18 protein-coding genes and 3 pseudogenes are annotated in these 20,131 nt (G+C 60.7%); 11 read left to right on the top strand and 10 right to left on the bottom strand.

The genetic code is table 11. From position 1 onward, the window contains the following. Positions 1–5: 5 nt before the first annotated feature. On the top strand, positions 6–2,003 hold the full coding sequence (locus ABMC89_RS15970) for a type IV secretory system conjugative DNA transfer family protein (protein ID WP_349569928.1): 1,998 nt from the start codon (positions 6–8) through the stop codon (positions 2,001–2,003). Between the two features lie 207 nt (positions 2,004–2,210). Here ABMC89_RS15970 and ABMC89_RS15965 read toward each other — a convergent pair. Both ABMC89_RS15965 and ABMC89_RS15960 read right to left on the bottom strand, forming a co-directional pair. Beyond that, positions 2,211–3,014, bottom strand: a pseudogene (locus ABMC89_RS15965) (transposase); the annotation flags it as partial. Positions 3,015–3,287: 273 nt separating this feature from the next. Beyond that, entirely contained in the window at positions 3,288–3,707 is a 420-nt protein-coding gene (locus ABMC89_RS15960; RefSeq protein WP_349569755.1) for a prepilin peptidase, read from the bottom strand. 232 nt (positions 3,708–3,939) lie between these two features. Here ABMC89_RS15960 and ABMC89_RS15955 point away from each other — a divergent pair, with 232 nt between their 5' ends. Continuing rightward, positions 3,940–5,565, top strand: coding sequence for a DUF4331 domain-containing protein (locus ABMC89_RS15955; RefSeq protein WP_349569753.1), 1,626 nt, complete (start codon positions 3,940–3,942; stop codon positions 5,563–5,565). Positions 5,566–5,589: 24 nt separating this feature from the next. After that, positions 5,590–5,787, top strand: coding sequence for a hypothetical protein (locus ABMC89_RS15950; protein WP_349569751.1), 198 nt, complete (start codon positions 5,590–5,592; stop codon positions 5,785–5,787). 86 nt (positions 5,788–5,873) lie between these two features. Here ABMC89_RS15950 and ABMC89_RS15945 read toward each other — a convergent pair whose 3' ends face one another. Genes ABMC89_RS15945 through ABMC89_RS15935 form a run of 3 tightly spaced genes read right to left on the bottom strand, consistent with a single transcriptional unit; the run spans position 5,874 to position 8,400 of the window. Then, positions 5,874–6,743 carry a type II secretion system minor pseudopilin gene (locus tag ABMC89_RS15945; RefSeq protein ID WP_349569749.1) on the bottom strand — a complete coding sequence of 290 codons (870 nt, stop codon included), beginning with the start codon at positions 6,741–6,743 and terminating at the stop codon, positions 5,874–5,876. Beyond that, positions 6,740–7,267 (bottom strand): type II secretion system protein GspJ, encoded by a 528-nt coding sequence (locus tag ABMC89_RS15940; RefSeq protein ID WP_349569747.1) that lies wholly within the window; start codon positions 7,265–7,267, stop codon positions 6,740–6,742. The genes ABMC89_RS15945 and ABMC89_RS15940 overlap by 4 nt, the downstream gene beginning before the upstream one ends. Beyond that, the gene (locus ABMC89_RS15935; protein WP_349569745.1) at positions 7,264–8,400 is read right to left on the bottom strand and encodes a type 1 periplasmic-binding domain-containing protein; all 1,137 of its coding nucleotides are present in this window, start codon (positions 8,398–8,400) and stop codon (positions 7,264–7,266) included. Before ABMC89_RS15935 ends, ABMC89_RS15940 begins: the two co-directional genes overlap by 4 nt. Before the next feature lie 29 nt (positions 8,401–8,429). On the opposite strand from ABMC89_RS15935, the gene ABMC89_RS15930 reads away from it, so the two are divergent. Next, positions 8,430–9,053 carry a hypothetical protein gene (locus ABMC89_RS15930; RefSeq protein WP_349569743.1) on the top strand — a complete coding sequence of 208 codons (624 nt, stop codon included), beginning with the start codon at positions 8,430–8,432 and terminating at the stop codon, positions 9,051–9,053. Here ABMC89_RS15930 and gspF read toward each other — a convergent pair. From gspF to gspL, 4 genes are read right to left on the bottom strand one after another with little or no spacing between them, the layout of a single operon-like run. Beyond that, positions 9,050–10,261: a type II secretion system inner membrane protein GspF gene (gene gspF / locus ABMC89_RS15925; protein ID WP_349569741.1), complete on the bottom strand. Its 1,212-nt coding sequence runs from the start codon at positions 10,259–10,261 to the stop codon at positions 9,050–9,052. The genes ABMC89_RS15930 and gspF overlap by 4 nt on opposite strands. Continuing rightward, complete coding sequence (locus ABMC89_RS15920) at positions 10,261–11,787, bottom strand: GspE/PulE family protein (protein WP_349569739.1); 1,527 nt, start codon at positions 11,785–11,787, stop codon at positions 10,261–10,263. Before ABMC89_RS15920 ends, gspF begins: the two co-directional genes overlap by 1 nt. Beyond that, positions 11,787–12,239 carry a type II secretion system protein M gene (locus tag ABMC89_RS15915; RefSeq protein ID WP_349569737.1) on the bottom strand — a complete coding sequence of 151 codons (453 nt, stop codon included), beginning with the start codon at positions 12,237–12,239 and terminating at the stop codon, positions 11,787–11,789. The genes ABMC89_RS15920 and ABMC89_RS15915 overlap by 1 nt, the downstream gene beginning before the upstream one ends. Beyond that, complete coding sequence (gene gspL, locus ABMC89_RS15910) at positions 12,236–13,231, bottom strand: type II secretion system protein GspL (RefSeq protein ID WP_349569735.1); 996 nt, start codon at positions 13,229–13,231, stop codon at positions 12,236–12,238. Before gspL ends, ABMC89_RS15915 begins: the two co-directional genes overlap by 4 nt. 238 nt (positions 13,232–13,469) lie before the next feature. Between gspL and gspG the strand changes: the two genes are divergently transcribed. From gspG to ABMC89_RS15875, 7 genes and pseudogenes are all read left to right on the top strand, one after another. Beyond that, positions 13,470–13,967: a type II secretion system major pseudopilin GspG gene (gene gspG / locus ABMC89_RS15905; RefSeq protein WP_349569733.1), complete on the top strand. Its 498-nt coding sequence runs from the start codon at positions 13,470–13,472 to the stop codon at positions 13,965–13,967. Between the two features lie 50 nt (positions 13,968–14,017). After that, positions 14,018–14,458 (top strand): prepilin-type N-terminal cleavage/methylation domain-containing protein, encoded by a 441-nt coding sequence (locus tag ABMC89_RS15900; protein ID WP_349569731.1) that lies wholly within the window; start codon positions 14,018–14,020, stop codon positions 14,456–14,458. Next, the gene (gene gspI / locus ABMC89_RS15895) at positions 14,455–14,817 is read left to right on the top strand and encodes a type II secretion system minor pseudopilin GspI (RefSeq protein ID WP_349569729.1); all 363 of its coding nucleotides are present in this window, start codon (positions 14,455–14,457) and stop codon (positions 14,815–14,817) included. Before ABMC89_RS15900 ends, gspI begins: the two co-directional genes overlap by 4 nt. Then, complete coding sequence (locus ABMC89_RS15890; RefSeq protein WP_349569727.1) at positions 14,814–15,689, top strand: type II secretion system protein N; 876 nt, start codon at positions 14,814–14,816, stop codon at positions 15,687–15,689. The genes gspI and ABMC89_RS15890 overlap by 4 nt, the downstream gene beginning before the upstream one ends. Further along, on the top strand, positions 15,686–17,635 hold the full coding sequence (gspD, locus tag ABMC89_RS15885; protein ID WP_349569726.1) for a type II secretion system secretin GspD: 1,950 nt from the start codon (positions 15,686–15,688) through the stop codon (positions 17,633–17,635). Before ABMC89_RS15890 ends, gspD begins: the two co-directional genes overlap by 4 nt. Before the next feature lie 170 nt (positions 17,636–17,805). Further along, positions 17,806–17,940 (top strand): annotated as a pseudogene (locus tag ABMC89_RS15880) (IS6 family transposase); the annotation flags it as partial. Between the two features lie 62 nt (positions 17,941–18,002). Continuing rightward, positions 18,003–19,157: pseudogene (locus tag ABMC89_RS15875) on the top strand (IS3 family transposase). A gap of 697 nt (positions 19,158–19,854) precedes the next feature. Here the strand turns inward: ABMC89_RS15875 and ABMC89_RS15870 are convergent. Beyond that, on the bottom strand, positions 19,855–20,131 hold a 277-nt coding region (locus tag ABMC89_RS15870; protein WP_500812334.1), incomplete at its 5' end, for a type 2 periplasmic-binding domain-containing protein.

The following is a 20,131-nucleotide window of genomic DNA, read 5'->3' as shown; positions in this document are numbered from 1 at the left end:
CCGCCATGGGAAAGGCGCGGATCGCCACGGGCGTCCTGCTGGTAACGCTGGTGACCGCCGCCATAGGCTACACCATCGCCTCGGCGGTGCTGACCTATCAGGATCTCGGCTTCGGAGCCGAGATCGACTTTGCCTATATCGCGCAGAACTATCTGGCGATCCTCGATCGCCGCCCGGAAGACGCGCAACTTATTCACCTGATCATCGGCAGCTTCGCCGCCGCCGGCCTGATGCTGAGCCTCGCCCTCTCGGGGTCCGCTCTGACACGCTTTGGCCAGACCCATTGGCAGACCGCGCGCGAGATGAAGGCCAATGGCTTCTTCGGAGCGCCCGGTACCGGGTTCATCCTCGGCAAGCTGGGGCCGCCGGGCTCCCGCGCCAACTACATCTGCTCCAAGGTCTTCCCCCATGCGCTGATCGTGGCCCCCACGGGCCGCGGCAAGACCACGGGCTTTGTCATTCCGAACCTGCTGACCTGGCAAGGCTCCGCCGTGACGCTCGATGTGAAGGGCGAGTGTTTCGAGGCCACGGCCCGGCACCGCGCAGCCCAAGGCGACAAGGTCTATCGCTTTGCCCCCACCGATTGGGAGGGCAAGCGCACGCATCGCTACAACCCGCTCCTGCGCATCTATGAGTTGAAAGATCCCGCGCGCCAGCAGATGGAATTGCAGCTCCTGGCGACGCTCTTCCTGCAAAGCGACAATGACCGGGTGCAGGGGCTGCTCAAGGGCGGGATCGATCTCTTTGTGGCAGCAGGGCTCTTGGCCTTCCAGCGCAAGCGTCCGACCTTGGGCGAGATCTACCGCATCGCCGCCTCGGGCGGGAACAAGCAGAAGGAGTATTTCGCGCGGGGCCATGAGGTGGACAACAGGGCCGCCAAGCTGATCTTCACGCGGCTGGCCTCGACCAACAACGATACGCTGACCTCTTACGTCTCGCTCCTGATGACATCGGGGCTCGATCAATGGCAGAACCCGGCCATCGATCAGGCGACAGCGGTGTCGGATTTTGATTTCCGAACGATCCGCAAGAAGCCCTTTTCGGTCTATCTCGTGGTCCAGCCGCTGATGGTGAAGCCGCTCGCGCCGCTGATCCGGCTGTTTTTCTCCGACCTGCTCTCGGCCATGCAGGAAAAGGATCCCGGGCCAGACGAGCCGTGGCCAGTGATGATCATGCTCGACGAGTTCAACCGTCTCGGAAAAATGCCCATCGTGGTCGAAAGCATCGAGACCCTGCGCACTTATCGAGGTCACCTTGCCGTGGTCACCCAAACCATCCCCGCCCTCGATGAAATCTACGGCGAGAACACCCGCCGCGCCCTGCAGGGCAACGCGGGCGTGAAGCTTTACTTGACACCTTCGGATGAAAAGACCGTCGAGGAGCTGAGCAAGGCGGTCGGCAAGACCACGAAGACCGTCATCACGCGATCCCAGTCCATCGGCAAGAACCCCTTTGAAGGGCGCAGCCAATCCACACGGACTGAAGAGAGCTCGTTGTTGCCCGAAGATGAGGCGCGCCGCCTGCCGCTCGATGAAATCGTCATGGTCATCGATGCCCAGATGCCGGTCCGCGCAAAGCGGATCCAGTATTTTGACGACCGCCTGTTCAAGGCGATCCATGCGGCGCAGACGGGCGAGTTGCCGTTTCCGAAGCCGGGAGGAGGGGGATCGCACGGCACGCTGCCGCTGAGTGTGCGCGCCATGCCGATGACACCGCCGGATGGATCAGGCAGATACAACGCCGACGTTGAGGCCGCACGCCAGGCGGCTGATGGCCAATCGTCAGAGCAATCCGATGTCGCCCCAAAGAAGACTGCGCCAGTTGTTCAAGCCGTCGTCGTTGAGGAACAGCGCCAGATGGAGATGGATTTTGGGGGCCAAGTTGCGGATTCTGAAGCTGCTAGCGTAGCTGATGAGGCGCAGATGCGCTCTGCAGTCGATGGCTTAGAAGAAATGGAAGCGATGCTGCAGGAGGAGGACGGCAAAAGGCCAATTCATCGGTAGGGCGGTGGGTATGGTCTGACGGTCACAGAGGGCGGAGAGCCGCCATTCGCTGCACTCTGTACCAACGTCCGCTTAGTCGCAACTTCTCGGTGTTTCGACCCTGTATAAGGTCTGGAGTTCAATGAGTAACGCACTGTCCGTCGTCAGATAATTTGGGACATCAGAGCATGCTTTCATTTGGAGGCTCTGGCTCATCCTTGATTGAGTTTATGCGTTTTCAGTTTGGTGGCGCAAGCGCCGCTTGATCATGGTTTTTCGTTTGATTTCCTCTCGCTGTTTCAGGATCTGCTCAGCGCGCCCAAAGTAGACATCGGCTGGCGTCAGGTTCCCAAGGCTCTCGTGGTAGCGTTGGTTGTTGTAGTATTCCACGAAGGCGCCGATCTGGCGCTCGAGATCACCGGGCAGGAAGTAATGCTCGAGCAGGACACCGTTTTTCATGGTCTGGTGCCACCGCTCGATTTTGCCTTGGGTCTGTGGGTGGTATGGCGCGCCTCGGACATGATCCATGCCCTTTTCGTCGAGGTAATCCGCCAAGTCCCCTGCGATGTAAGACGAGCCGTTGTCGCTGAGCAGCCTGGGTTTGGCGACAACGATTGCGCTGTCGCAGCCCGAGGCTTCCAGCGCCCGGTCGAGCGTGGCGGTCACGTCCTCAACCTTCATCGTCGTGCAAAGCTTCCAGGAGATGATGTACCCGCTGTAGTCGTCCAGGATGGTCGACAGGTAGAACCAGCCCCAGCCCAAGACCTTCAGATAAGTGAAGTCGGTCTGCCAGAGCTCGTTGGGCCGCGTGGTCTTGTTTTTGAACTCACTGGCGGCCTTCATCACGATATGCGCTGGCGCCGTGATCAGATCTTCCGCCTTCAGGATGCGGTAAACCGTTGATTCCGAAATAAAATACTGCTTCTCATCGGTATATTTCACCGCCAACTCACGGGGCGCCAAGTCTTCATGCTCCAAGGCAAATTCGATGATATCCGCCCGCGTCTCATCCGGCAGGCGGTTCCACAAAGACCCGGGGTGCGGTGCCGTATCTGCCCGAATTGCAGGAAGGGATCCAAGCTAAATGCGTGATCACTGACTGGATTGGGTTCTACCACTCTGAGCGGCCCCACACGGCTCTCGACAAACAATCCCCTGACGACGCATTCTTCGACACAGCACGAACCCAGAAGGCGGCATGAAACCAACCCGATTACATCTTAGCTGAGCCGCAAACCTGTCCTGAAAAGCAGGACCACTTCAATATTAAGTGGGGCGGTGATTCAGTGACATTGTCGGGCGCTATCAAATGGTATCTACCCTGACTATCCACAAGACAAAGAAGGCTGCGGCAAGCCAAGGACCAAAAGCGAGTTGGTCCGTTCGTTCGCGCCGGGAGATCAAAGCGAAACCCAAAGCCCCGAGTGCCGAGATCAGCACGACCAACGGCAAGGCCTCAAGCCCGAGCCAGGCGCCGGCGGCGGCGAGAAGCTTGGCATCGCCGAGCCCAAGCCCTTCTTGTCTTCGCAGGCTGAAAAAAAGACTACCAAGCGCCCAGAAGGCCAAATAGCCAAATATCGCCCCCCAGATCTCACCTGTCGGTAGCGCACCCCGGACAAAGGTATTCAGAGTAAGACCCAGAACGATGAGCGGCAGAGTATATCGGTCCGGTAGGCGTTTCTCGCGCAGGTCGGTCCTGACAAGCAGGCTCAGAAGAACGGCCAATATGGCCGTGCTTACAACGAATAGGGCAGGTGGCATATCGGGAATCAAAGGCATGTTGCTGGCCTACAAATCATCCCGCCACCCGGAAACAAGCTTTTTTCACAAACTTTGAAACCTTTCCGGACGGGTTACGTGACTACCACAATGCGAAAACTGAGTTGCATTTTTTCAGCGTTCGCAGGGAGAGACAACCTAAGATTATGTAAGAAAAATGCCAACTTGGGAGAGACCAATGACCATTTCCATTCGTACCCTGCTGCAGGGGAGCTGCGCCAGCGCATTGTGCCTGACCGCAACCCTCGCATCAGCCTCGTCACACCGCGAAGCGCCTAGCATAACCGAGCAGCCAAAGATCGACGCTACTGATTTTTATATGTTCAAGAGCTATGAGGCAGGCCGCGGCGATTATGTGACGCTGATTGCCAACTACCAGCCTCTGCAAGCGCCCTACGGCGGTCCGAATTATTTCACCATGGACCCCGATGCGATATATGAGATCCACGTTAGCAATGACGCTGACGCCGAAGAAGAAATCACCTTCCAATTCCAGTTCGACAACAATCTGAAAGACGGCACCGGCATCCAACTCGACATTAATGGCGAGATGGTCGGCATCCCGCTGCGCACAGCCGGGCAGATCACCGCAAGCAGACCGATAGCCGCTTTGGGCGAGACCGAGACTTACGGCGTGACCATGATCACCGGCGACCGTCGCAGCGGTGAGCGTGCGGCGCTGACCCATTCCGGTGGCGCGACCTTTACCAAGCCGCTCGACAATGTCGGCAACAAGACTTTGCCCGACTACCAGGCCTATGCTGACGCCTATATCTATGACAAAGTCGAGATCCCAGGCTGCGGCACTGGCCGTGTCTTTGCCGGCCAGCGTGCAGAAGCCTTTGCGGTGAACCTTGGCGAGATTTTTGACCTCGTGAACCTTGTGCCCGTCCAAGGCCCGGACAACCCGATGTGGCCTCAGTACAATGACCCGGGTTTTAATCCGAACGGCATCGTGCAAGACCGCGCTAATGACGACCTGATCGATAAGGCCAATGTGACCACACTGGCGCTGGAAGTCCCGATCGACTGTCTGACACAGGGTGACGAGACTGTGATCGGCGCATGGACAACCGCGAGCCTGCCGCAGGGTGAGCTTGAGGATCCATCGCCCACCTATGAGCAGACTTCACTTTATGGCGGTGCCTGGGTGCAGCAGTCGCGTCTGTCGAACCCGCTAGTCAACGAAGTCGTCATCGGTTTGGCCGACAAGGATCTCTTCAACGCCGCTGAGCCAACAATCGACGAGGCACTGGCGGTCTATGTGACCAATCCGACATTGCCAGCGCTGATCGACATCCTGTTCCGCGACGCGCTTGGCGCAAGCGACAATATCGCGCCGTCGAACTTCCCGCGCAACGACCTTGTGACTGCCTTTCTTAGCGGCTTTCCGGGGGTTAACCAGCCCGCGGGCTTTGACGCATCGACCGACTTGTCTGAAATGCTGCGTCTGAACACAGCCTTCCCGGCAACCCCGCGTGATCAACAGCACACCTTTGGCCTGCTGGCTGAAGACTTGGGTGGTTTCCCCAATGGCCGTCGCCCCGGTGACGACACCGTCGACCTTGCTCTGCGTGTCGTGATGGGCCGTCTGTGCCATAACGTGCCGCTTGGTCAGGAAGTTAGTGGCGATCCCAATGCCGAGGACAGCATCAACCTTGGTCTCTGTGGCGATGGTGAACCCAGCGAAACTGCACCGGCTGGCCTTGTGCCGCTGACAGATGGTGCGCCGCTGCGGGCCACCGAACTGCAGGATGTGTTCCCCTATCTAAACACGCCGATCGCCGGTTCGCCCAACAACTAAACACAAAGGAAGAGGAAAATTCCAATGTTGAAGAATATCTCGATCCTGGTGCTTGTGGGCGGCGTTCTGGTCGCCTGTGGCGGCGGCAGCGCAGCGAATGGCCTTGCGGCCCTAGGCGCGGACTTTGCCCGTGCCTTCGCCCAAGACCGCAATGGCGAGCCGATTTCGCTCGCCAGTGTGACCTTGCCCAAGTTCCCGACGCGCGAGCCGTTCAATCCGTAAGGTTCAGGCCAAACGCAGGGTACTGCATGACATTTGGAGCGCGGCCCTCGGCAACGAGGGCCGCGATTTTTGTTGCCCTGTCGCTTTCAGGGGCGAAGAGGTGGTGGCGCGGGCAGGGGGGGCGTGCCTGAGCCCCGCGGCGAGAAGCTGCGGGTGATGACACGCACTTCCTTCTGGCCCAGCACCGTGCGGCGCAAAAGCCGGGAGGTCAAAGTGATAGTAATGCCATCGACCTCGGCCCGGCTTTCTACATCATAGACCGCTGAAGTGAACCCGATCCCGTTCAGCGCCACGATTCCTGCATCCGTAAGGTCCCCTTTGGTGAGAAACCCTGCCGCTGCGCGTCGTCTGATCAACTGCCGCGCTGCACTGGGCGAGCCTAGCATCAGGGCAATTACCGCCTCACTGGCGGTGTTCATATTCACATCGCCGGGCTGCGGCAGCAGGCTTACATAGGGGGCCAAGGCGGCACGGGTCGTGGCGTCGAGCGCTTCGATCTCGGCCAGATCGCGCACCGGGCCGCGCCGGGTCAGGTGGTCAATGATGTCGAGGGCCACTTGGTCGGGCAGTTCGACTGCAGTGATTAGTCGCGCCAGCGTCTGTTGCTGCGCAAGACGGCCCGCGGCCAAGGCGTTTAGATCAAATCGCGCTTGTGCGTCACTCACGGTGATCGAGAAGCTGCCGGTCTCCAGTTGCACTTCTCCCTGCGCGGCCAGCGCCCAAGGCTCGGCCATATGGTCGGTCTCGGGTGCCTCTTCCATGTCGCGGCGCAGGGCTGCTACCAGCGACGCCTCCGCGCCGAGCGTCAGAGCTTCGGCCTGCGTGGCCGCCGCTGCCCGGCGGGTGCGGTCCATCAGGTTTTCTTGCGAGGTGAACATCAAGACAACAATGGTCGCGCCCAGTGCCAGCGCCACCAGCACGTTGATCAGGATCACCCCGGCATCGTGCGCCCTCATTTCGGCACCGTCTGACTGAGCAGCACCAACCGGCGCAGCGTTCTCGACCCGGCAACTTCGAATGTCAGATCGATGGCAGAGGCCGCACCATCGCCTGCGGGATCGGGCCAGATGCCATGCCAGACCCGTTCGTTGTCCAGCACCCGGAAGGTCAGCGTCCCGACCTCCTCCACAAGTGTCTGCATCAGATCAGGGTCGGCGTTTGGCTTGCCAGACTGGCGCTGCAAAGCCCCCTCGGTCAGCAAGTAGCGCCGCAGGGTGCGACCGTCTTGCAACGTCGCCGACAGTATGCCCTCTTCCAGCGTAATAGCCTGCGGGTCGGCCTCGATCATGTCGCGACCAAAGATCATCAATGCGCGGTCAAGCCGGGCCAGATGCTCCAGCCGCCCATCGGTCTGTGCACGCACCCGCAGAATCGTTTCCAGGGTGGTAAAGGCGGCCAGACCGACCATGGCAAAGAGGCTCAGCGCCACCAGCATCTCGACCAGTGTCACCCCGGCCATGCGGTCGCGCCGGGAATTCATGCCCCGGTCGAGCCGATCAAGTTGTTGGCACCATTGGTCACGCTGAGGATTGCCAAACCGCGGCTGCATTGCCCGTCTTTTTGGAACCGGTAAGGGCCCACGACGCCGTCAAAACCAGCCTCTCGCAGCAGCCCCTTGCGGTCTTGCTGGGCGATCCGGCCAAGGATGCGGGCCATTTCCACCGCGTCAAAGGCCAGCCCCGCCAGCACGCCGGGATCGGCCTCACTGACTTCAGCAAAGGCCGTGGCGAAGGCTTCAAAGCCCACGGGGTCGGGTGCCGTGAACCATCCGTCCTGCAGTGCCCCGATCCGGTAGGGGGTGATCGAAGCCCATTGCTCGGAGCCCAATAATTGCACACCGCTGGGCTTGATCGCAGCCGCCTGTTCCTCGAAGGGGTCACCGACCACAGGCAGGTAGACCGCATCGGGCAGCGCACCACCGTTTGCCGCGCGGATCTGGTCCATCAGCCCGGCGGCAGTAGCGGCGACAACCGGGGCGGGCATCTTGATCCCCACGCTGGCCGCCATCGCCTGCGCGGCCGTCGCCGACAGGGCACCAAAGGCGCCGGGCGGGACAACGGTGACCACGCTGCGCTTACCGCGTGAGGCGGCAAAGCCGAGGATCGCCTTGGCCGATTGGTGTGGGGTAATGCCAAAGACAAACAGATTGTCGCCTGCGATCGAACTGTCGTTGGACAGCGACACAACCGGCACATTAACGGCTGCCGCCACGGCGCGGCTTTGCCCCGAAAACAGCGGCCCGAGGAACATCCGCGCACCGCCTGCCAGCGCCGTCTTGGCCGCGGCGACTGCCGAAGCGTCACTGTCACCCGCATCAATAACAGCCACCTCTGCGCCCGGGGTGGTGGAATTGCCCCCAAGGCTTGCGGCGGCCAGCATGATCTGCCCTAATGAGGCACGCGGCCCGCTGAGCGGCGCCAGCAGAACCGCCTGACCCACCGCATTGGCTGGCGGCAGCTTGTCACCCCCCGTCAAAGACAGCCCGCCGCAGCCCGACAAACCAAAGAGCGCCGATGACCCACCAAGACCCTGCAACAGACGCCGCCGCGTCAGCGCCGCACCGGCTCCGCAAATCGCGGTTTCGGTCGTTTGTTTCGCTCGTGCTTTTGGCATCTACTGCGTTCCTTATCTATTTAGCTGCATTGATCGTCACCCTGCCGGCGACCGCGCTGCACCGCGTTGCGGTAGTCCCTGCACAGATTACTGACCTGTATGGCAGCCTGTGGAAAGGCCGCGCAGTGCTCAGCGGTGGATATTCGCTGGATTGGGAGGTCCGGGGGCGGTCCTTGCTGCTGGCACGCGCCGTGGTCGATTGGGCGCTGCAGGGCGGTGATACCAAGTTAACCGGGGTGGCAAGCGCCACGCCTTGGGCGCTTGAAGCCCGGACGGTCGTGGGCCGCGCGGGGCCGGGGCTTTTGGCTTTGGTGCCTGACCTCGCACTAACTAACTGCACGTCCCGTGCGGTAGTCGATGTGCAGACCCTGCGCTGGCAGGAGGGCCGTGCGGCTGCGGCAGGGGTTGTCTCGGTCGATGCGGGCAACTGCGAAGACCTGCTGGGCCGCGCGGCGACAGTGCCGCAAATGACGCTTGACCTGACCACCCAAGGCAGCGACGCCCGCGGCTTGCTGCGTGACCGTGACAGCGTGTTGGCAGAGATCACGGTGACGGGTGACCGCCGCCTGATCGCACGGATCGAACCCGAAGGAGCGATCTTGGTGCCCGGCATGCCGACAGGCGGCCCGATCATCATCGAATATCCCTTCTAGTTCACCAGATTGTTCAGGTTGACGATGGGCAGCAGGATCGACAGCACCAAAAGCATGACAATCCCACCCATGATCAGCAAAACCGCTGGCTCAACCAGCGCAACCAGTGCTGCGACCAGCGCATTCAGGTCGCGTTCCTGATCGTCAGCAGCGCGGGTTAGGGTCGCGCCGAGCACGCCGCCGGCCTCTCCACTGGCCACCATCGCGATCAACATGGGCGGGAAGACCTTGGCCTCCTCAAGCGCCTGAGACAGGGCCACCCCTTCGCGCACCCGCGCCGTCGCCTGAGCGACCTTGGCGCGGATATGCAGATTGGGCACGGTCTGGGCAGCTGCGGCCAGCGCGTCGACCAAGGGCACGCGGCTTACAGTCAGGGTTGCAAGGGTGCCGGCAAACTGCACCGCATTGGTCTTGAGCGAGAACCCTCGCGTCAGCATCGAGCGTGACAGAAAACGGTGCCAGCGCAGTCGGATCGCGGGCTGCCGCAGCAGACTCGCTCCCGCCAGCCCCAAAGCCACCAGCCCACCAAGGACCACCAATCCCCATGTATTGATGAAATCGCTGACTGAGATCAGCGAACGCGTAAGAAACGGCAGTTCCGCGCCGCGCGAAGTAAAGACGCGCACGATGTCTGGCACGACAAAGGTCAACAGCGCCACGATCACCGCGAGAGACACCACGGCAAGGATTGCCGGATAAAGCAGCGCCAGTTGCACGGTTTGGCGGTTCTTGGCGCGGGTTTCAACAAAGCTCGAGAGATGCTCCATCACCTGACCCAACTGGCCCGAGGATTCCCCTGCTGCCACCGACGCGCGGTAGAAATCGCCAAAAACGGCCGGATAATCGCCAAGCGCTTGGGCAAAACTGCGGCCCTCCAGCACGGAGGCGCGTAGGTTGAGCAGCAGCGAGGTCACTGCCGGTTTGGCACTTTGATCGGCTACGGTTTTTAACGCCTGTTCGACCCCGATACCCGACCCGACAAGCGTGGCCAACTGCCGGGTCAGCAGCGTCAACGCGCGGCGCGGGATGCGCGGTTTGCCAAAGCCCGAAGGTTTGGCCGCCTTTCCTTGTTTTGTGGGTTCGACAGAAAGCGGCGCAAGGTTGCGCTGGCGCAGGCTGCGGCGCGCTGCGGCGGCGCTGGCGGCCTCGATAATCCCTTTGGCGGATTTCCCTGCGGTGGTTAGGGCTTCATAGGCAAAGGCGGGCATCAGTCAGCCTCCGGCGCGGACACGGCATCGGGGGCAGGCGGGGGAAGAGCCGCGCCTTCGTGGATCGCGCGGGCAACCTCTTGTGCCGTGGTTAGGCCGCTGCGCATCTTGGCAATGCCGTCTTCCAAAATTCCCGGCCCCCGCGCCCGTGCCGCCGCGATCAGGCTGGCTTCGGACTGGCCTTCGTGCATCATCCGCTCAAGATCACCATCAACCTCAATGATCTCATAGAGTGGCAGGCGCCCGCGATGCCCGCTGTTCTGGCAATTGCCGCAGCCCAGGCCGCGTTGCACGATCTCCCCAGCTTTGATCTTGCCCGCCAGCAGGTCACTTTCGGCTTGGGTAACTGCATGATCACCCAGACAATCTGGGCAGTTGCGCCGCACCAGACGTTGCGCGATCAGCCCGCGCAGCATCGGTGCCAGCAGGAACCGCTCCACTCCCATCTCCACCAGCCGTGACACCGCACCGATGGCGGTATTGGTGTGCAGGGTCGAGATCACCAGATGCCCCGTCATCGCCGATTCCACCGCGATCTGCGCGGTTTCGCGGTCTCGGATTTCGCCCACCATGATGACATCCGGATCCTGTCGCAGGATCGCACGTAGCCCACGGGCAAAGCTAAGGTCGGTCTTGGCATTGACCTGCATCTGCCCGACGCCGTCCATAGTATATTCAATCGGGTCCTCGACCGTCATAATATTGCGCTGCCGGTCGTTGAGCATGTCGAGCCCCGCATAGAGCGTCGTGGTTTTGCCCGAGCCGGTGGGGCCGGTCACCAGCACCATGCCGTCGGGCAGGGCAAGGATGCGTTTCAATACTGTATTATCGCGCGGCGAGAGGCCTAAATGGTCGATGCCGCGCAGGGTTTGGCCGCGGTCCAAGAGACGCAGCACCACCCGCTCGCCAAATTGCGAGGGGATTGTCGAGATCCGCACGTCGAGGTCATAGCCGCCGACCCGCAGCGACACACGTCCGTCCTGCGGTAGGCGCTTTTCGGCAATGTCGAGCTTGCCCATGACCTTGATTCGGCTCACCAGCAGCGGCGCCAGCGCGCGCTTGGGGCTGAGCACTTCGCGCAGGATGCCGTCGACCCGGAAGCGCACCAGAAGGCGGCGTTCCTCTGTCTCGATATGCACATCCGACGCGCCTTCCTTGACCGCTTCGAGCAACAGCGCGTTGATCAATCGCACCACCGGCGCATCGTCGTTTTGTGCCAGAAGGTCATCGATCGAGGCGGCGGTATCGGCAAGCGTGACCAGATCATCATCCGCATCAGCCGCCACTTGTGCGGCCTCTGAAGCGGAATCGCGATAAATCGTGCCAAGCGCGGCCTCGAATTCTGCGGCTGTAATTTCTTCGAAGATCAGTGTGCTGCCACACACCCGCTGCGTTTCGATCAGGGCTTCCAGCGGCGCGTCGCTCCGGTATTGGCAAAGCGGCCCCTTGGTCCCCGCCGTGATTATGACGCCTTGGTTCTGGGCAAAGCCGTAGGCGAGCCGGGGCAGTGGGCGTGCTTCTGTCATCACAACTCCCCCAGCAGCAGACGCGCCGAAATCACACCCGGCGCCGGGCGGCGGTCGACTTCGAGCGCCTCGAGGGTCACGTCATGCTGTTCCTCAAGATCAGCGAGCCAGAGCAACAAGGTGGCGAATGGCGTGTCGTCCAAAGTGACACGGATGCCGTCGCTCTCGGGTTCGATCCGTCGCAGGGTCAGTTGTGCGGCGCTGGCGGAACTGGTGATGCGAGTGGCAAGCGGTGTGTCGTTGACCGGTGTGGTCGGGGCGATCTCGGCCCGTGCAGCCAGGGCGGCGGTGTTTTGAACAAGACGATAGGCCGCGATATCGGCGCGCGCCTGCGCCTCGGCCAGCTGCAATGGCATCCAGACAAACCGATAAAGCGCCACCAGCAGAGCCAGCGGGATCACAAGGGCCACGAGATATTTCTCGCGCCTGCTGAGTCGGTCGAAACCTGTCATCCGCCCGCTCCTCCGGTGATGCGCATTTCCACTTCAGCGCCGCCATTGCCGGCGGTGGCCGCCCCGCTGTGCACGGCAAAGCCTGCCGTTTCAAGATCTTGCTCGATGCGTTGCAAATCTTCCAGCCCGGGGCTTTGCATCAGCACGATCAGCGTATTGTCGCGGCGGCCCCAGGACAGGCGGCGAAATTCCACGGTGGCGGGATTCTGCGCCAAGGTGCCTGCGACCTCGTTTAGCAGCGGTAGAAAAGGGCCGCGTCCTGCGTCGCTCGGGGCCGGAGTGAGACGGGCAAGAATTGGGGCAACATCGCCGGTCAGCGGTACGCCAGGCAACACGCTGGCGATGGCTGCTTCGGCCGCGCTGCGTTCGTCTTGCGCGATGCGCTTCAGAGCAGCGGTTTCAAAAGCAGTCAGGCCAAGATGGATCAACAAGGCCGCGCCAGCGGCCATCGCGGCCCACCGCCATCCGGCGACCCCCTCAGTCCCGGCGGCAAGCGGTCTGGCAAAGCTGAAGGCAAGGTCGCGCGGATCTGGTGGTGGGGGCACGGCCGAGAGGTCTTCGGCGGGCACGGCGTTGTCCAGTGGCTCGGCGAGGCTGTAGAGCTTGGGGTTTCCGGCACGGGCCCAAAGCAGGGGCAGCATCGGCGCGCGCAGGGCAAAGCCGGTGCCTTCCGAGGTGCGCACCACCGCCCGCCCGCCCTCGCGCCAAACCGACCACGACGGGCCGCCCTCGGCACGGGGGCGCGGGATCATCAGGAACTCGGGCAGGTGGGGGGGCTCGGCGGCGGCGATCTCGGCCATAATTTCATTCGACAGGACAAAGGCAAGCAGCTGCCCCGGACCGGCGCTGTCAAGCGGGCCTTGGACCACCTGCACCGACTGGATCGGTGCCGCGATACGGTCTTCAACGGCAAAGGTCAGCAAGGTGCGGCGCTGGCGTGCGGTGGCGCGGGGCACCTCGACGAGGAAGCTGCCAACTTGCTCGGCAGCCACCAGCCGTGGTGACAGTCCATCTTCCTTCGGGCAATAGGTCTCTGCCCGCGCTATAAGGCCCGCGGATGCAGGGGACAGGGAAGGTTTCAAAGTATGTGCTTCACGCAGGCCAATGGGGCGCTCGGAGGCGTCCAAATCCATTGTAATACTTTGATTAGTCACGTAAATTTACCTTTTCATCCATCCTGTCTTTATCATAGTATAGCCAAAGTCACGCGACAGATAGGGAAACAGTTTCATGTCTCATTGGAAAAACTCGCGGCCCGCCCGCCTTCGCAACGCGCGACCCCGCGCAGCGCTGCGCGACCGCGAGGCCGGGGTGACGCTGATCGAGATGATGGTGGTGCTGGTGATCATCGCGCTGGTGGCCGCGATCATCGTGCCCAACGTCATTGGTCGCCCAGATGAGGCGCGGGTCACCGTGGCGCAATCTGACATTCGTGCGGTCAGTTCGGCCCTGGAACTCTACCGGCTCGATAACCGCACTTACCCCACGACGGCGCAGGGGCTTGAGGCGCTGGCCGTGCGCCCGACCTCACCGCCCGAGCCGCGCAACTGGGTCGCCGATGGCTATTTGACCGCGGTGCCGATTGACCCTTGGGGCAATGATTATCTTTACGCCTCGCCGGGCGAGACTGGCGGATTTGATCTGATGTCGCTGGGTGCGGATGGCGCGCCGGGGGGCGAGGGTGCCAATGCCGATATCGCTCATGGCCAGTTGCAGGCCAACAGGTGAAGCACTCCCCCGTCCACGGCTCAACCCGAGCGCGATTGCCTGATGCCGGCGTGACGCTGGTTGAGGTGCTCGTTGTCCTTGCGTTGATCGGTATTCTGGCCGGAGTGGTGGGGCTGAGCTTTGGCTCTGGCCCTCGGGGGGATGTAGCAGGTCAGGAGGCTGACCTGTTGGTGGCACGGCTCAACCGCGCGGCGGATGAGGTGATGCTGACGGGGGTGCCGATGGGCTTTGTCTGGGCGGCGGAGGGCTATCGTTTTGATCTGTATGATGGCAATACATGGCAGCCCCATGACTTGCCGATCCTTGCCGCACCGCATCTGCTGGGGGGCGAGACCCGGATCGCCGATGCAGCGGGCGCTATGGTGCTGTCACGCGACATGGATCCCGGTGCCGCCGGGCCGTTGACGCTGGAATTGCTGTCTGGGACAGGCCCTTCGGAGGTAATACGATTTGACGGTCTTAACGCTGTGCGGTTGGAGGGGGCGCCATGACCCAGCAGGCGGATGCTGGCTTCACCCTGATCGAGGCGCTGGTGGCCATGGCGGTGTTGGCGCTCGGCGCGGTGTCTCTGCTGTCGGCCAGTGAGGGGCATACTCGGCGCATCACCGATCTGTCGGATCGCGTTGCCGCCCGATGGGCCGCAGAATACCGTCTGTCTGAATTGCGCGCTGGGCTGCCGACAGAGGCCGCCGCGCTGGAAATCTACGGCATCGACTTCGATGTCATCGTGCTCCGCCGCCCCACCGAAGACCCGGCAGTTGAGGCCGTGACCCTGCGCAGCGCGCCGGTGGGGACGGACCAGCCGCTTTACATCTTGGATGGCTATCTCGACATAGGAGAACCATCATGAGAAAGATAGCGCCCCTTGGTCGATGGCTGCGCCTTGCCGTGATCCTTGGCGCTCTGGGCAGTGTCGCGGTGGCCGGGGCGGATGTGACATGGCGGCTGATGGGACATGACCGCGTCATGCCCCCCGTCGCGGTGCTGCGCGCGCCGGTCGAAGTGCAAGCCGCGCCCACCGATCTTGGCCCTGCTTTAATGCTCGCGCCATTTGGTGCCGCCGAGGTGCCGGTGGCCGAGGCCGAGACCCCGGAGGCACCGCTCAACCTGATCCTCTTGGGGGTGATTGTGCGGGATCACCACAGCCGCTCGCTGGCCCTGCTGCGCTCGGACCAATCAGAAGGCAATTACCGCATCGGAGAGGAGGTGGCGCCGGGTGTTACGCTTACCGCCATTGCGCAGAACCGTGTTACCCTGTCAAAGGACGGCGCCGACATTGTGCTGTATTTCGCGGGTGCCGAAGCTGCCTCAGATGTCGAAGCAGTGCCCACCGGAGCCGAGCGGCTGATGGCGCTGATCACTTCGGGGCAGGGCGGTTCAATCAGCGAACAGGTGGACGCCGCGGCGCGGGCCGAACCGATAACCACGCAAGACTATATCGACATGTGGCGTAAGCGCATCATCGCTAATCCGGCTCAGGTGCTCGACACGATTGGTTTGGTGCCAGGCGAAAAAGGCTATACCATAGCGGAAAAGCACGACGTGGGTGTAAGCCGCGCTGGATTGAGGGCAGGAGACATCGTGACAAGAGTGAACGGGCAGAGTGTCGGCAATGTGGACAAGGATCGCGCGCTTTATGACGTGATCGCCGACTCCGGCCTTGCCCGCATCGAATTGGAAAGGGATGGCCGCACGATCGTGATGTCATTCCCGCTTCAGTGACGCGTCCGCTTACCCTTTTCGCCGCCTTGATTTTAGGGCTGCTGACCCTTTTGCCCGCCCCGTCGCGCGCGCAGGAGACCTTTGTCATCAACCTGCGCGATGCGGATATCTCCCTACTGGTCGAACAGATTTCCGAGATTACCGGCCGCACCTTGGTGCTGGATCCGGGCCTTGTGGGCGAGGTCACGGTAGTCTCTGCCGAGGCGCTTGATAGTGAGGGGGTCTGGTCGCTTTTCCAATCAATTCTGCGCGTGCGCGGCTTTGTAGCGGTACAGGCGGGATCAATCTGGCAGGTGGTGCCGGAGGCCGAGGCCCGTACCGCAAGCGGCCCCGATCTGGGCGAAGCCGACGATGCCGGCAGTCAGGACTTCGTGACCGAGATGTTGCGACTGAACCGTCTGCCTTCGGTCGAAGCAGTCCGGGTGCTACGCCCTCTGGTGGCAGAGTCAGGCTATATCGAAGCGGTGGAAGACCCCAATGGCGTTGTCATCACCGACACCCGAGCCAATGTGGACCGGATCATGGCCATCGCCCGCAGCTTTGACGGCGACGCACAGGTGCGCTCCGAAGTGCTGCGCTTTCGCAGTGCGGATGCGGCCACCGTGGGCAATGCCATCCTTGAGGTGTTGGGGCCCGCCGGCACGGGTGCGCGGCTCTCCGTCGATCCCGGATCGAACCTTTTGCTGGTCCGTGGCACGCCCGAGGACATTTCCGAAATCCGCAACCTCGCCATCGCCATGGATGTGGCCCCGCGGCGCGATCCGCGCGAGGCTGTGGCCACCACGGTCTTCAACTTGCAATACGGTGATGCTCAGGTGATTGCCGAAATCATCAAAGGCACCGTGGGCGAAGCGACCGACATCACCAATGTCGTGGCCGCCGATGTCGGTGCGGCGCCAGAGGGGCAAGATAGTGCCGAGGGTGCATTTGTCCCACTCAGTCGGGTTGTGACGCCCGATGCGGTCAATATCACGGCCTCGGTGGCCACTAACTCTATCATCGTGCGCGGCACCGCTGCGCAGGTTCAGGAAATCGGCCAACTGGTCCATGCGCTCGACGTGCGCCGACCACAGGTGATGATCGAGGCGGCCATTGTCGAGGTCTCGGGCGAGGTCGCCGAGCGGCTCGGCGCGCAGCTTGGTCTGGGCCCGAACATTCCCAATGGCGCCATCGCTGCAACCAATTTTTCCAATGGCGGCGGGGTCTCTCTTGGCTCCGTATTGTCTGCGGTTGGTGTGCCTGCCGGCTCCGCACTGTCAACCGGCCTGACGCTCGGAGCGGGGGGTAATGATTTCGGCATCCTCGTTCAAGCGCTTTCGCAATCGACCAGTGCGCGGCTCTTATCCACGCCCTCTGTTACCACGCTCGACAACGAACCAGCGACCATCGTGGTGGGTCAGAACGTGCCTTTCCGCACCGGCAGTTTTGCCACGGACGGCAATACCGCCACGCCTTTCACAACGATTGAACGGCGCGACGTCGGCATCACCATGAACGTGGTGCCACGGATCACCGCAGGCGGCGTGGTGCAACTGGTGATCGAACAAGAGATTTCGAGCCTCACCAACGCCATTGTCGAAGGCGCGGCTGACCTTGTTACCAATCGGCGCGTTATTAATACCACCGTCATGGCCGACAACCGCGGTACGGTGGTGCTGGGCGGCTTGATCACCGATGACCGGATCAATGGGAGCAGCAAGGTGCCTGGCCTGGGCGATCTGCCGGTGGTGGGAGAGCTGTTTAAAACCCGTAATGGTCGTAACACCCAGCGCACGCTATTTGTTTTCCTACGACCTACCATCCTGCGGAGCCGCGACGATATATCGACGGCATCGGCAAACCGCTACAACAAGCTGAGGTCGGCGGAATCAACGCCGCAGCCAAAGACTGTGCTGAAGCATCAGCAGGTGAAACAATTGCCATTGGAGATCCAAGGGCTGTATTGAATCACGATAAGGCGGCCGATGCTTAACAGTTGGCTTTAAAAACGATATCTTTGCGATACTAGAACAGAGGATTAAGTTCAAAGCTGACCTTTGCCGCATGGGCCGCCAAGGTCGGTTTTGCCTGGGGAGACTGGCTTGAGGCGGGCATGGCGGTTTTTTAATTTGGCCTATTGGCAAAACGCTCTCTATTTCGGTACTTCAAAACCAGGCCTGAGATCATCCGCCTGACAGTGATGCTCTACATTCGTTTTCCGTTGTCACTTCTAAATGTCGAAGATCTGCTGCATGAACGGGGCATTGATGTGTGAGGTGCCCCTAGATTTGTAGACGCTTTGCTTGGTAATTTTGGAAGCAAGGAGAGACGGATATGAGTAAGGGAATACGGTTTACAGATGAGTTAAGCAGGATGCCGTGGCGCAGGTTGTTGAGCGCGGATATGCGGTCAGCGAGGTTGCTGAGCGGTTGGGGATAAGCACCAAGTCGCTTTACACTTGGAAGGCGCAATTTGCGAAGTCACCTCATGTGCGATCAGAGGTTGCCGAACAGGCTGCTGAGATCAAACGATTGAAGCGAGAGCTGGCCCGCGTGACCGAGGAACGGACCATTCTAAGAAAGGCGACCGCGTACTTCGCGCGCGAGTCTCAGTGAAGTACGCGTTCATAGAGGCTCACCGTGCAGAGTTTTCGGTGCGGTCGATGTGTCGTGTGCTGGCTGTGCATTTCAGTGGCTTCTACGCGTGGGTTAAAGAACCGTTAAGCCAGGTGCGCTTGAAGATGCATGGCAGACGGAGCTGATCCGCCAAGCATGGACAGAGAGCGGGAAGGTTTACGGGTATCGGAAGGTGACCGATGATCTGCGCGATGCTGGCGAGACCTGCTCTGAGAACCGTTTGGCACGGTTGGCCAATCTTGCAGGGCTCTCGGCGCAGATTGGCTACAGACGCCGTCCAGGTCGCTATGGCGGCAAGCCCGCTATTGTTGCCGACAACACCCTCGATAGGCAATTTGAAGTTGATGCTCCTGATCGCGTTTGGGTGACAGACATTACCTAAATCAGAACGCATGAAGGCTGGTCGTATTTGGCTGTCGTGATCGACCTATTTGCAAGACGGGTCATTGGGTGGTCAATGCAATCTCGGATGACGACTAACTTGGCTTTGCAGGCATTGTTGAGCGCTGTTTGGCGGCGCAAGCCAAAGCACAGGGTCATGATTCATTCTGATCAAGGTTCATAATTCACCGGCAAAGAATGGCAATTATTTCTCAGCAAACACAATCTGGATGCCAGCATGAGCCGCCGTGGGAACTGTCATGACAACGCGATCGCAGAAAGCTTCTTCCATCTGTTGAAACGCGAACGGATCAGACGGCGAATATATCTTACACGCCACGCAGCAAGGCAGGACGTGTTCGATTACATAGAGATGTTCTACATCCCGACCCGAAAGCACACCAACGACAGCATGCTGTCGCCAATTTACTATGAAAAAGAACAGAAGAAAATGAACGAGGCCGGCGTCTAGGAAACTATGGGTACCTCACCCGGCTGTTTTGACCGCAGGCTCTCTCAGGATCAGCATTCCGAGCCATGTCCTGCTAATCTAATTTCAATCGTTAAGGCTTTGTTAATACATTGGATTGAAAAACTACCTCTACCAAAGCCCTGAGAGCATACGGCATGCCAGAAGAAACAGAATCCAGATCAGTCAAAATCGATCGCATAAGCACGCGTCGCTTTTTGGCCCTTATGAAGGCTTGGAACGCGGATCAAGACACCATTGACCGCCGCAAGGATAGAAAAGTTGTTCCGTTTGCTAGAACGGAAAGAAACGACAACGAAGATGAGTAAGCGTGTCGGTACTAACTCTACGCATCTCATCGTAAGATTGCCATACCAAGAAGGGGCGACCCTGCAACGGCCGCTTGAATCAATGCGGTTCGTTCTTGATTGGGAGTTTGGTTGACCACCACTGCCGGTCGCACTCCAGACTCGCTGACCTGACGCCATACGAATATGCTAACCGATTAAAGGAAGACAAACCTAAACAGAGCTAACCCATAAGAGCGGGCTCTATGGGGAGCAGGTCACCGCCGCCCTCGCCGAGTGGCGCCAGCTTTGTTCGGCATAGGTTCAGACATCTGGCGGTTAACTGAGACTGGTTCGAATTGGTCTGACAGCACCTATCCGCCACTTAGCCGAAATACTGCACATCCTGATCCTTAGACGCGCATTTCGCCGAACACGTCCGAGATGACTTTGCGCAGCCACTTCTGGCCAGGCTCGCGCTCTGTTCGCAGATCCCAGCAAAGGTCGAAGGAAAAAACCACTTCCTGCAGAGGCAGGGGGGCGGACCGCAGGTTGTTCAATCGAGGGTCGAGTGAAAACAGGCGTCGCGGGGCAATGGCGATCACGTCTGAATTAGCCACGATATCGGGGATTTCAAACCAGCTTGCGACGGTCATCGCCATGTGCCGCTTCAATCCGCGCGCTGCCAGG

The organism is Sulfitobacter sp. HNIBRBA3233 (assembly GCF_040149665.1).
Taxonomy (GTDB): domain Bacteria; phylum Pseudomonadota; class Alphaproteobacteria; order Rhodobacterales; family Rhodobacteraceae; genus Sulfitobacter; species Sulfitobacter marinivivus.
This window is presented reverse-complemented; position numbering and strand designations above follow the sequence as displayed.